Here is a 12,327-nt window from a genome sequence, read left to right as displayed (position 1 = left end):
ACGGAAGACGGGAGGATACTTCCTAAAAAGACAAATGTTGTGCTCCAAAAAATAATAATAAATTCAAGTTTAGTATAAAATTCAAAAAGCCGTTAGAAATTAATCTAACGGCTTCTTTCTTTAATCTAAAAAAACTCAAAACAAAAAAACTCTTATAATGATACTCCTCTTTTCCAAGGAATAAATACATCTTGTTTCAACTGATCAGCTTTTGTTTCTACGTTTCCGCTCGCCAATTCTATAATATAATCTACAAGTTCTTCTCCAACTTCGGTAATATTTTTTTCACCAGTAATTACAGTTCCGGCATTGAAATCGATAATATCCGACATTCTATTGGTTAATGCCGTGTTCGAAGCAATTTTCACAACAGGTGCTACCGGATTTCCCATCGGATTTCCTAAACCTGTGGTAAATAAAACAACTGTTGCTCCCGATCCAACCAGTCCTGTGGTGCATTCGGCGTCATTTCCTGGTGTGTTTAGAAGATTTAAACCTGGTTTTGAAATATATTCGCCGTAATCTAAAACATCTACAATAGGTGCAGTTCCACCTTTTTTAGAAGCACCGGCAGATTTCATAGCGTCGGTAATTAATCCGTCTTTGATATTTCCTGGCGATGGGTTCATATCAAATCCTGAACCTGCATCTACAACCGATTTTTCAAAAGCTTTCATCAAGGATAAAAACTTGTCTGCTTTTTCTTCGTCAATACATCGGTTCATTAATTCTTGCTCAACACCGCATAATTCCGGGAACTCTGCCAAAATGGATTTGGCTCCCAAAGCTGCGAAAATATCTGAAACAACTCCCAATACTGGATTGGCCGATATTCCTGAAAATCCGTCGGATCCACCACATTCCAACCCAATACTTAATTTTGAAATAGGAGCAGGTTTACGTTCAATTTTGTTGGCTCTTTTAATGGCTTCATAAGAATCTTTAATCACCATTTGGAACATTTGATCGGTAGTTCCAATTTGTTGTTGCTCATAGATCAAAATTTCTTTATCACAATTTGGGCTAATTGATTTCAATGCAGCTTTAAAAATATCTACTTGCAAATTTTGGCAACCCAAACTTAAAATAGTTGCACCGGCAACATTTGGATTGTTCACATATCCTGCCAAAAGTTTTGCCAACAATTCCGAATCTTGTCGAATTCCGCCACAACCACCTTGATGATTGATGAATTTTACTTCGATATTATCTAAAAGATTTTCGTCTCGATATCTATCGGAAACTTCTTCTACGCTTTTTTCTTCAATTAAAGAACGTAATAAATTCTTGTAAGAAACTTCTTTTTTTGGCAGTAATTCGTTTTCGAAAATATCTTTCAGTTTTTCGATATTTTTATTTTCACAAAAAACCAGGGGAATAAATAACCAAACGTTTTTGGTACCAACTTGTCCATCTGCACGGTGGTATCCGTTGAAAGTTTTGTCTTTCCAACGATCTACATTTGGTGGAGTCCAACCTAAATTTCCGTTTTTACCAAAAACTTTTTCACTTTGATGTTTTACATTTTCGGTGGTAATTACTTCTCCTTTTTTTATAGGCTTTACAGCTTTTCCTACCAAAACGCCATACATTATTATCTCATCACCAATTGCAAAATCTTTCTCTGTGATTTTATGTTTTGCTTTAACATCAGTAGTTGGTGATACGGTAGTTCCTTCAAACATAATTTGTTCGTTTTGTACCAAATCGGTTAAAGCGACAATTACGTTATCTGCTGGATTTACTTTTATTAATTTCTTTTGCATGATACTGTTTTTTTTGAAAATTCTAAATTAGAATTGAGAACTGAAATTATTGAATCCTTTTTCGATTCCATTGGCCTCAATTTCACTCAAAGCTACCACTAAAGCTTCTGATAAACCGTTAATTTTTGTTAAATCTTCACCCCAGAAGTCTGTGTTAGACAGTGTTTTAGCAACAACTAAGTCTAAAGATCCTAATTGCCAAATGTTTTTAAATTCTTCAACCAGTTCTGGAGTGTCTTTTACTGGTAATGCTTCGTTATTCCAAGTTCCTTTGTAGAATTGGATTAAACAAGCTAATGAAAAAGTCAAATTAGTAGGAATTTTTTTATTAGCATTATAGTAACCTAATAAACTTGGTAAAACTCTCACTTTGAATTTTGAGATTGAATTTAAAGCAATATCAGCAAGTGCATGCTTGATAAATGGATTTCTGAATCGATCCATTACCTCTTCACAATAGGCAGTGATTTCATTTTTGTCCATAGCAAGGGTTTCACTAATTTCAGCAATAACGTTGTCTACGAATTTACCTGTGAAATCTCCGTTCACAGTTTCCATTACTAATTTGTTTCCGTACAAAAGAGAACAAGGTACCATAGCAGTATGTGCACCGTTTAGAATACGAACTTTAATCATTTTGAAAGGACGTATATCGTCAACAATTTTCACATTCAAATCTGTTTTATCGAATGGTAATTTTGCTTTTAAATCATCTCCTCCTTCGATAGCCCAAAGGAAAAATGGTTCTGCAGCAACAATTAAATTATCTTGATAATCTAATTTGCTGTTGTATTCTTCAATATTAGCTCTTGGATATCCTGGAACGATTCTGTCAACCAAAGTACTGTGGTATGTACAAGCATCCGATACCCAGTTTTTGAATGCATCTTCTAATTTCCATAGATCAACATATTGTAAAATGATTTTTTTCAGAGTCTCTGAGTTATAATCAATCAATTCACAAGGGATGATAGTTACTGCTTTAGAAGCATCTCCATTGAAATGTTTGAATCTTTCATATAACAATACAGTCAACTTTGCAGGGAATGATACAGGTGGCTGCATATCCGGAGTATCAGTTCCGATAAATTCAATTCCAGCTTCAGTAGTGTTTGAAACAATAAATTGAAGTTCTTCTTCTTTGGCTAATGCTAAATAATCTGCAAAATCAGTATACGGATTTATTGCTTTTACAACATTGTCAATTAACTCAATATCTTGTATTTTTTCTCCTTTTTTGATTCCATTCATAAACAAAGTATAAAGACCATCTTGGTCATTAATCATGTTTACCATACCGTCTTTCAATGGTTGAACCATTGCAATTCCAGCATTGAAATCAACTTCTTTATTTAGTTTGTAAAAAGCGTAATCAACGAAAGCTCTTAAAAAGTTACCTTCTCCAAATTGTACCACTTTAATAGGGTTCAGTTTTTCTAATCCTGTATTTTTTCTATTTAATGTTTTCATTTTAGTTCTTTAAAAAGATGTTTTTTATATAATGATCCTACGGATTCTTTGTTTTTGGTTTGAATTACAATAAGCGACCGATGTCTTAAGAATGTCTGTTTTCAAACTTTAATGAGGATTGGGAATGAATTCTTTGTTCCTATTATTCTAGTCGCTTATTAAAATCCTTTTTATGTTGATGATATTTAAAATATCAGATATTTTGTATTTTAAGAGCTAAGCAATTTAGATTCCCTTATTTTCTGGGATATTTTATCTTTAAAGTATTTGATACTTATTTTTGTTAGTTCTCTCGTATTCTGATGATTACACTTAATAAGTGTCTTTTTTACAATTAATGTAATCGATTACACAAACGTAGAAATTAATTTTCATTAAAAAAAATAAATTGATATAAAAAAAATAAATAATTAATAATAAAAAATACGATTGCGGCAATTAGTGTGTCTATTTTTGTTAAAAATAGAAAAAATGATATTGAAAATAGTCAATTTCATTTTAAAATAAAAATGAAATTGAGGCTAAAGCTTTTTAATTCTGATTTAGAATTGTGTAATAAACAAAATATTTGATTTGTAGATTTTACATTAATAATTGTCTGTTTTTTCAATTAATAAAGTGAAAATAGTTTAACAGATATAATAACGTATGATTTCAAAATTTTGTATTAAAATTGATGTTTTTATGACAGTTGCAACAAGTTTAAAAGATTTAAATAATCTAAAAGTATTGAGAAACTGCTTTTTTTTAAGCCGGCTTTTAGTTTGTAAATGGTACAAACCAAAAGCCAGCAATAAAATTATTTAATTGATTGGATTAATTCCAAAACAGTTTTAGTGTCAGCTTCAATTTTAGCATAATTTTTGTCTGCCATTAATGGTTTGCTGATCAATTTACTTCCCATTCCTACTGCCGAAACTCCAGCTTTGAACCAACCACCGATGTTTTCAGCAGTTGTATCTACACCACCTGTTGGCATAAAAATAAGATTTGGGAAAATATCTTTTATTCCACTCAAAAACTCAGGCCCTAACATATTTCCAGGGAAAAGTTTAATGAATTTTACTCCTGCATTTTCAGCAGCAATAATTTCAGATGGAGTCATACAACCTGGGCTGTATAAAATTCCTTGACCGATAAGGAATTCAGCTACTTCAGGAACAAAACCTGGACTGATAAAGAAATCAGCTCCAACTGCCAAATACTCTTCAGCTTGTTTTTTGTTTTTGATAGTTCCGATACCTAACAATAAATCTGGCATTTCAGCATTACGAACTTCAACCATTTTAGTGAAGTTAGATAAAGCAGTTTCTCCACGGCTTGTATATTCAACCGCTTTGATTCCAGCTCTGTAAATAGCTCTTAATACTTCAATTGTTACGTTCTCATCTGCATTGAAATACAAAGGAAGCATCCCTTGTTTTACGATTGCATCAGTTACATTTTGAATTTTACTCATTGTTTTTAGATTTTAACTTTAAATACCAATTTTTTGATTTCACCTTCACCAATCATTGGAGCGTGAACATCTCCTGGATAAAATATCACAAACTGTCCGTCTGTTAATTGAAAGTCCATATCTGGAGTATCATTGAAAAAACGTACATCTTTCTCTGGATTATAGTCTCCATTTGGTGTAACGCATTTTTCTCTTGGTTTCCAAGCTATGGTTTCCAATCCTTTCACACAAACCTGAATGTCGATATTTTTATCATGGCATTCAAATTTAGCCAAACTAGTTTCTCTAGTTTTTCCGTTTGCAGTACTTACAATTACTTTTAAACCTTCCTCGATTTGGATTGTTCCGTTTTCTAGGGTAGCAATGTCATTTTGATTCATGAAATCAAATGCTTTTGCAAACAAAGGGTGTAAGCTAGTGTATTGGGATCCGTTTTTTAGTGTATCTACGATCATGATTTCTTAATTATCTAGCAACTCTACCAGAAGCATCACCACCCATAAGTTTAGTTACTTCATCAACAGTTACTAAGTTAGCGTCACCTTTGATAGTGTGTTTCAAGCAAGATGCAGCAACAGCAAAATCTAAAGCGTTTTGATCGTCATCTGGATAAGTCAATAATCCGTAGATCAAACCTCCCATGAATGAGTCTCCACCACCAACTCTATCAACGATATCAGTAATTTGGTATTGACGAGTTTGCAACATTTGTTTTCCATCGTATAAAACTCCAGCCCAAGTGTTGTGAGATGCAGAGATAGAACCTCTTAAAGTAGTGATTACTTTTTTAGCTCTTGGGAATTTAGCCATCATTTGTTGACAAACAGATAAGAAAGCTTCAGCTTTTACATCATGTCCGTGAGTTTGAACAGCAGCTCCTTCTGGTTTGATTCCAAAGTGCATTTCAGCATCTTCTTCGTTTCCTAAGATAACATCACAGTAAGAAGTCAATTCAGTCATGATTTTTTCACGATCTCCACCGTATTTCCAAAGTTTGGCTCTGTAGTTCAAATCTGTTGAAATAGTGATACCTAATTTGCTAGCAGCTTTAACAGCTTCTAAACATGCATCGGCAGAACTTTGAGAAATAGCTGGTGTAATACCAGTCCAGTGGAACCACTCAACACCTTCAAAAACTTTTTCCCAATTTACCATACCTGGTTGGATTTCAGACATAGAAGAGTGTGATCTGTCATAAACCACTTTACTTCCTCTGCTTACAGCTCCTGTTTCAAGGAAATAAATCCCTAAACGCTCACCACCCCAAACGATATTATCTACTCCAACTCCTCTTTTGCGCATTTCCATCATTGCACATTCACCGATATCATTTTTTGGTAAACGTGTTACAAAATCAACTGGAATTCCATAGTTTGCAAGTGAAACAGCTACGTTAGATTCTCCACCACCATATACAACTTCAAAATTGTCTGCTTGTGAAAATCTTAAAAATCCTTGTGGTGCTAATCTTAACATTATCTCACCAAACGTTACTACTCTTTTTCCCATTTTTATTCAGTTTATATTAGTTATTTAAATTATTTTTATTTTATCTAGAAACTCTTCCTCCGCCTGCGCCTCCCATTAACGCTTTAATTTCATTGACGGTAGCCAAGTTAATATCTCCAGAGATGGAGTGTTTCAAACAAGTAGCCGCAACTGCAAATTCAAGGGCAGTTTGATGATCTTCGGGCCAAGTAATTAATCCGTAAATGATTCCGGCCATGAATGCATCTCCGGCACCAATTCTATCAATGATATGAGAGATATTGTATCTTCTTGAATTCAATAAAACGTTTCCGTTCCATAATGAAGCACTAATGCCGTTAGATGAAGCATTAGCATCCATTCGATGCGTAGATACTATGTTTTTTAGTTTAGGAAAGGCTTTCATCCAGTTGGCAAAAACAATGTCTTCGCCGTCTGAATCATTTTTTGGAACACCTAAAACTTTTTCGGATTCATCCACGCCTCCTAATAATAAATCACAGTGTTTTACCAAATTTGGCATTACTTCATTGGCGTTTTTTCCGTATTTCCATAAAGTAGGCCTGTAATTTAAATCGGCAGATATAGTCAATCCCATTCGAGAGGCTACAAGTAGCGCTTCTTCGCACAACTCAGCCAGTTCAAGTGATAGGGAAGGGGTGATTCCTGACCAATGAAACCAATCGGCATCACTGAAAATTGTTTCCCAATCAATCATTCCTTTTCGTAAGGTTGAAAACGAAGAATCTTCTCTGTCATAGACTACTTTTCCTGGTCTTTCGGATGCTCCTTGTTCAAAATAATAGATTCCTAGCCTTTTGCCTTGAATCAAAGCAATAGGTTCTACTGCAAAAGAACGTAGCATACTCAGTGACGATTCTCCTAGTTCATTAGGAGGAACTGCTGTTATAAATTTAACAGGAAGTCCGAATTTTGACAATGAAGCAGCAACATTTGCTTCGGCACAGCCAAAATACAAATCAAAAGACGTCGCCTGAGTAAGCCTTAAATGACTTGGTGGGGAAAGTCTTAGTAAGATTTCTCCAAAAGTAACAACTTTTTTCAAACCAAAAATTTTAATTGATTGGTAGTTTGTTTGATTTATAACTATTTAGAATTTAAAATATTCTTTAGCATTGTTATAACTGATATCGGAAACCATTTTTCCAATCCATTCCATATCATTAGGAAGTTCACCTCTTTTTATTTCATCTCCCAAAAGGTTACAAAGAATACGTCTGAAGTATTCATGTCTTGGGAAAGATAAAAAGCTTCTTGAATCAGTCAACATTCCGATAAAACAACTGATTAATCCCATATTTGAAAGGGCATTCAATTGTTTGGTCATTCCGTCTTTTTGATCCAAAAACCACCATCCAGAACCAAATTGAACTTTACCTTTCACACTTCCGTCATTAAAGTTGCCAATCATGGTAGCCATTACTTCGTTGTCGGCAGGATTTAGGTTGTAAATAATTGTTTTAGCCAATTTATCTTTACTGTCCAATGCATTTAGGAAACCGGATAATTTTTGTGCTTGTGGATAGTCTCCAATAGAATCCCATCCTGTATCAGGTCCTAAAATTCGGTGCATACGTGCATTGTTGTTTCTCAATGCACCTAAGTGTAGCTGTTGTACCCATCCAAATTCGTGGTAAGTTTCAAACAAGAAGAACAACACAGCACTTTGGAATTTCAATGCTTCTTCGTTACTCAGTACTCCGTTCTCTCTTTTCTTTTTGAAGATAGCGCTTACTTCGCTTTCAGTATATTTTTCAAAATAAACTTGATCCAAACCGTGATCACACAGTTTGCAACCGTTTTTGTCAAAAAATTCGATTCTGTTTCTCAAAGCCGATTGTAAATCAGCATAAGTATTGATAGTAATTCCTGTTTTTTCTGCTAATTTATCCACATATTCGTTGTAGCCGTCATTCGAAATAAGGATAGCTTTGTCAGGTCTAAAGGCAGTTCCTACTTTTACTTCGTAGTCACTTTTTAGAATTTGTTCGTGGAAATCTAAAGTATCAATTGGATCTTCGGTTGTACAAACAAACTCGGCATTTACTTTGCGAAGCAAATTGCGAGTGCTGTATTCAGGAGAATTTATTTTAGCAGAAGCTTCTTCGTAAATTTTCTCAGCAGATTTTTCGTTTAATAAATCGTAAATGTCAAAATAACGAGCCAATTCTAAATGCGTCCAGTGATACAAAGGATTACGCATCGTGTAAGGAACTGTTTTTGCCCAATTCAAGAATTTGTCTTTATCAGAACCGTTTCCTGTAATAAATTGTTCGTTTACTCCCAATGTACGCATTGCACGCCATTTGTAGTGGTCTCCGTTTATCCACACATTTGTAATATTGTTAAAGATTTTATCTTCAGCAATAAATTGTGGGTTCAAGTGATTGTGATAATCTATAATAGGCTGATTTTTAGAATAGTTGTGGTATAATTCCTCAGCGTATTTATTTTCTAATAAAAAATTATCGTGTATGAATGTTGTACTCATTATAATTTTATTAAATCGTTATTATTCGTTAGAAGGTTTTCCAATTGTAGCAAGGATTCCACCATCAACATAAAGGATGTGTCCGTTTACAAAATCACTTGCTTTTGATGATAAGAAGATAGCAGCACCTTGTAAATCTTCTGGGTCTCCCCAACGATTAGCAGGTGTTCTGCTGATAATGAACTCGTTGAATGGATGTCCATCTACTCTAATTGGAGCAGTTTGACTGGTAGCAAAATAACCTGGCCCAATACCGTTCGTTTGGATGTTAAATTTAGCCCACTCTGTAGCCATATTTTTGGTCAACATTTTCAAACCTCCTTTTGCGGCAGCGTAAGCACTTACAGAGTCTCTACCTAATTCACTCATCATTGAACAAATGTTGATGATTTTTCCTCCACCACGCTCAATCATACCTTTGGCAACAGTTTTAGAAACAATAAAAGGGCTGATTAAGTCCACATTTATTACTTGTGCGAAATCTTTAACTTCCATTTCAATGATTGGAGTTCTTTTGATGATTCCTGCATTGTTGATCAAAATATCGATTGGAGCAACTTCAGCTTCTATTTTGTTAATGGCAGCTATTACAGCAGCTTCATCTGTTACGTCAAATACATATCCGTAAGCTTCAATTCCAACTGATTTGTATTCTGCGATAGCTTTATCAATGTTTTCTTGCGAAAGGTCGTTTACTACAATTTTAGCTCCAGCATGTCCAATTCCTTTAGCCATAGACATTCCCAGACCATGAACTCCTCCAGTAATAAGTGCCGTTTTCCCTGTTAAATCAAAAAGGTTGATTGACATAAAATTTTATTTAATAGTTAGTTATTAGTTATCTTAAATCGGTTATTTTACAAACATCCATATCTGCATAATCTAGGTTTTCACCGGCCATTCCCCAGATAAATGTATAATTACTGGTTCCGGCTCCTGAGTGGATAGACCATGGTGGAGAAATTACAGCTTGGTGATTGTTCATCCAAATGTGTCTTGTTTCTTGTGGCTCACCCATGAAGTGACAAACGGCTTGGTTTTCTGGAATGTCCATGTAAAAGTAAACTTCCATTCTGCGGTCGTGTACGTGAGCTGGCATGGTGTTCCAAACGCTTCCCGGTTTTAATTCGGTCATACCCATTTGCAACTGACAAGTAGTAACTATTCCACCTATAATCATTTGGTTTACCGTACGATGATTGGCTGTTTCCATTGTACCCAAGTGTAGTTTATTGGCTTCTGCCAAACTTACTTTTTTGGTTGGATAGTTTTTGTGTGCAGGTGCAGAGTTTATATAGAATTTTGCCGGATTTTTAGAGTCATCACTTTTAAAGATTACTTCTTTGTTTCCACTTCCAATGTATAATGCGTCTTTGAAACCTAAAGGATATTCAGTTCCTTCAACTACAACAGTACCATTTCCTCCCACATTGATAATCCCCATTTCTCTTCTTTCTAAAAAGTAAGTAGATTTTAAAGGATCGATTGTTTCAAGAGTTAAAGGGGTGATCGGAGTTGCTGATCCTGCAATGTAACGATCGTAGTGTGAGTAGGTGAAGGTTATTTCTCCTTCTTGCATTAAATTGTCAATTAAGAATTCTTCTCTTAATTGTTTAGTGTCATATTGCTTTACTGCCTGTGGGCTGGAAGCGTATCTTGAACTGTATTTTGTCATGGCTAAAGAATTAATGTAATCGATTGCACAAAAGTAATTTTTATTTTTTAAAAAACAGCAACATCATATTGCTATTTTTTTGATAAACTTTGTTTCAGGTTTATAATGAAGTTATCGGACTGTGTTTTGGAACTAAAAGTTTCATTATTCCCCATGCAATTAGGTAGGAGAAAGCACAAACCGTGAACATGATTCCGTAAGCTGTAGAAATGTTTGATGAAATAAAATGCGAAGCTTGTTCCATCATATTCGGGTCAACTAATACTTCTTTAAGGTTGTCTAATTTTACTGTTTCAAGAGGAATGTCATTTGTTGCTTTGATTAACCCAGCTTTGCTAGCTTCCATAACTCCTTTGATACGGAAATGGTCTTCTAGGCCTCCAGCCAATAATTGGACCAAAACTCCTCCTAATCCTCCGGCGGCAGCACCTATTCCTGTAACAGAACCAACTGCTTTTTTAGGGAACATATCCGAAACAGTGGTGAATAAATTGGCTGACCAAGCTTGGTGTGAAGCTCCTCCAATACTAATGATTGCAATTGCTGCAACAATTCCCCAACCAGCAGCAACGTATTGCGTACTAATCAACGACAAAGGTAAAAAAGCAATAATCAAAAGAGCAGTCATACGTGCGCGATACGTTTCCCATCCTTTGTTCATGAATGACATAGGAATAGAACCTCCGTATACAGAACCAACGATTGCAATTCCATACACGATAAAAGTTGAGATCATAACAGTGTGTTTGGTTTCAACAGCATCCATTCCAACACAAAATTGTTGTTTGATGTAAGTTGGTAACCAGAATAAAAGGAACCACCAAATACCATCAGTCATAAATTTACCAACAACAAAAGACCAAGTTTGTCTGTAAGTAAGCATTTTGTACCAAGGAACTTTAACTTCTTCGGTTGTCGTAGCAACTACTTCTTCGTCGTCACTGTGAATGTAATCGTATTCTTCTTGATTAATTTTACCGTTCTCCAACATATGCTTAGGGGAAGAGTATAATTTACTCCAGAAAATCAGCCAAAGAAAACCAACTAGACCAGTAATAATGAATGCCATTTGCCAACCGTGAAAAACACCTAGGAAAAGTTCATTCCCTTCAGTTGGGTTCCATGCAGCAAGTATAACAGGTATGATTAAGGCACAAATCATTGCCCCAACATTAGAACCAGAGTTAAAAATACCAGTAGCTAATGCACGCTCTTTTTTAGGAAACCATTCTGCAACTGTTTTGATAGATGACGGAAAGTTTCCTGCTTCTCCAGCTCCAAAAAGTCCTCTGGCGAACATATGACTTGTTAAACCTTTGCCCATAAAGGCACTTAAAATTCCAAAAGTGGACCAGCCAATTAAAGAAGCGGCCAATCCTATTTTAGTACCAATTTTGTCAATGATGAATCCTGCAAACAAAGTAAAACCTGCGTAGAAAGCTGTAAAAACGGCTGTCAAAAGAGAAAAATCAGTAGCTGACCAGCCAAATCCGTCGGTTGAACAGAAGTAATCTTTAAGATAGCCAATTACATTTCTGTCCATGTAATTTATAGTTGTTGCAAAAAGTAATAGTGAAGCGATTGTCCAACGGTAATTTGTCCTTTTTCCCTCAAGTTGATGTCCCATAAATTTTAATTTAAAATGTTTTAGTGTGTATATGTGTTCGGTATTTTTTTAAAATCAGGATATTTTTTAATTTAAATCACTATGTAATCGATTACACAAAAGTAAGATTAATTTTTTTAATTCCTATTTTTTGACCCTTTTTTTTGACTACTGAAACTTTTTTATACTTATAATTGCTTAATCTGCAATATTATCCCATTTTTGGATGATAAATACTAAACCGATGACGTAAAAATAGATTAATAATATCTTTTTTTTAGTTTTACTTATATATTTTATTCTGTTGTGATAATATTATTTTACGTGTGCGCACACGGATATTGCAAATAT

At 34.7% G+C, this 12,327-nt stretch carries 10 protein-coding genes; all 10 read right to left on the bottom strand.

The genetic code is table 11. The annotated features are described in order from the left end of the window. Positions 1–152: 152 nt before the first annotated feature. The gene (locus tag OZP12_RS16800; RefSeq protein ID WP_281226221.1) at positions 153–1,766 is read right to left on the bottom strand and encodes a UxaA family hydrolase; all 1,614 of its coding nucleotides are present in this window, start codon (positions 1,764–1,766) and stop codon (positions 153–155) included. Positions 1,767–1,793: 27 nt separating this feature from the next. Further along, positions 1,794–3,236: a tagaturonate reductase gene (locus OZP12_RS16795; protein WP_281226220.1), complete on the bottom strand. Its 1,443-nt coding sequence runs from the start codon at positions 3,234–3,236 to the stop codon at positions 1,794–1,796. A gap of 799 nt (positions 3,237–4,035) precedes the next feature. Then, positions 4,036–4,695, bottom strand: coding sequence for a beta/alpha barrel domain-containing protein (locus tag OZP12_RS16790; RefSeq protein ID WP_281226219.1), 660 nt, complete (start codon positions 4,693–4,695; stop codon positions 4,036–4,038). Between the two features lie 5 nt (positions 4,696–4,700). After that, a complete protein-coding gene (locus tag OZP12_RS16785) occupies positions 4,701–5,150 on the bottom strand; it encodes a NanQ anomerase/TabA/YiaL family protein (RefSeq protein ID WP_281226218.1) in 450 nt (149 codons plus the stop codon). A gap of 10 nt (positions 5,151–5,160) precedes the next feature. Next, positions 5,161–6,204, bottom strand: coding sequence for a sugar kinase (locus tag OZP12_RS16780; protein WP_281226217.1), 1,044 nt, complete (start codon positions 6,202–6,204; stop codon positions 5,161–5,163). Between the two features lie 40 nt (positions 6,205–6,244). Further along, positions 6,245–7,249, bottom strand: coding sequence for a sugar kinase (locus tag OZP12_RS16775; RefSeq protein WP_281226216.1), 1,005 nt, complete (start codon positions 7,247–7,249; stop codon positions 6,245–6,247). Positions 7,250–7,294: 45 nt separating this feature from the next. Further along, positions 7,295–8,695 (bottom strand): glucuronate isomerase, encoded by a 1,401-nt coding sequence (gene uxaC / locus OZP12_RS16770; protein WP_281226215.1) that lies wholly within the window; start codon positions 8,693–8,695, stop codon positions 7,295–7,297. 21 nt (positions 8,696–8,716) lie between these two features. After that, entirely contained in the window at positions 8,717–9,505 is a 789-nt protein-coding gene (locus OZP12_RS16765) for a gluconate 5-dehydrogenase (RefSeq protein ID WP_281226213.1), read from the bottom strand. A gap of 28 nt (positions 9,506–9,533) precedes the next feature. Further along, the gene (kduI, locus tag OZP12_RS16760; protein ID WP_281226212.1) at positions 9,534–10,370 is read right to left on the bottom strand and encodes a 5-dehydro-4-deoxy-D-glucuronate isomerase; all 837 of its coding nucleotides are present in this window, start codon (positions 10,368–10,370) and stop codon (positions 9,534–9,536) included. 100 nt (positions 10,371–10,470) lie between these two features. Continuing rightward, positions 10,471–11,997, bottom strand: coding sequence for an MFS transporter (locus tag OZP12_RS16755; protein WP_281226211.1), 1,527 nt, complete (start codon positions 11,995–11,997; stop codon positions 10,471–10,473). Positions 11,998–12,327: the final 330 nt, after the last annotated feature.

Origin of the sequence: Flavobacterium aquiphilum (assembly GCF_027111335.1) — a bacterium.
Taxonomy (GTDB): Bacteria; Bacteroidota; Bacteroidia; order Flavobacteriales; family Flavobacteriaceae; genus Flavobacterium; species Flavobacterium aquiphilum.
Note: the sequence above shows the minus strand (reverse complement) of the source record. Positions and strands in the feature narration are given on the sequence as shown.

What these genes read in the sequence shown, in the direction of transcription:
- OZP12_RS16790 (WP_281226219.1), bottom strand. Translation starts at nt 4,695, where the DNA reads ATGAGTAAAATTCAAAATGTAACTGATGCAATCGTAAAACAAGGGATG.
- OZP12_RS16780 (WP_281226217.1), bottom strand. Translation starts at nt 6,204, where the DNA reads ATGGGAAAAAGAGTAGTAACGTTTGGTGAGATAATGTTAAGATTAGCA.
- OZP12_RS16755 (WP_281226211.1), bottom strand. Translation starts at nt 11,997, where the DNA reads ATGGGACATCAACTTGAGGGAAAAAGGACAAATTACCGTTGGACAATC.
- OZP12_RS16765 (WP_281226213.1), bottom strand. Translation starts at nt 9,505, where the DNA reads ATGTCAATCAACCTTTTTGATTTAACAGGGAAAACGGCACTTATTACT.
- OZP12_RS16795 (WP_281226220.1), bottom strand. Translation starts at nt 3,236, where the DNA reads ATGAAAACATTAAATAGAAAAAATACAGGATTAGAAAAACTGAACCCT.
- OZP12_RS16800 (WP_281226221.1), bottom strand. Translation starts at nt 1,766, where the DNA reads ATGCAAAAGAAATTAATAAAAGTAAATCCAGCAGATAACGTAATTGTC.
- uxaC (WP_281226215.1), bottom strand. Translation starts at nt 8,695, where the DNA reads ATGAGTACAACATTCATACACGATAATTTTTTATTAGAAAATAAATAC.
- OZP12_RS16785 (WP_281226218.1), bottom strand. Translation starts at nt 5,150, where the DNA reads ATGATCGTAGATACACTAAAAAACGGATCCCAATACACTAGCTTACAC.
- kduI (WP_281226212.1), bottom strand. Translation starts at nt 10,370, where the DNA reads ATGACAAAATACAGTTCAAGATACGCTTCCAGCCCACAGGCAGTAAAG.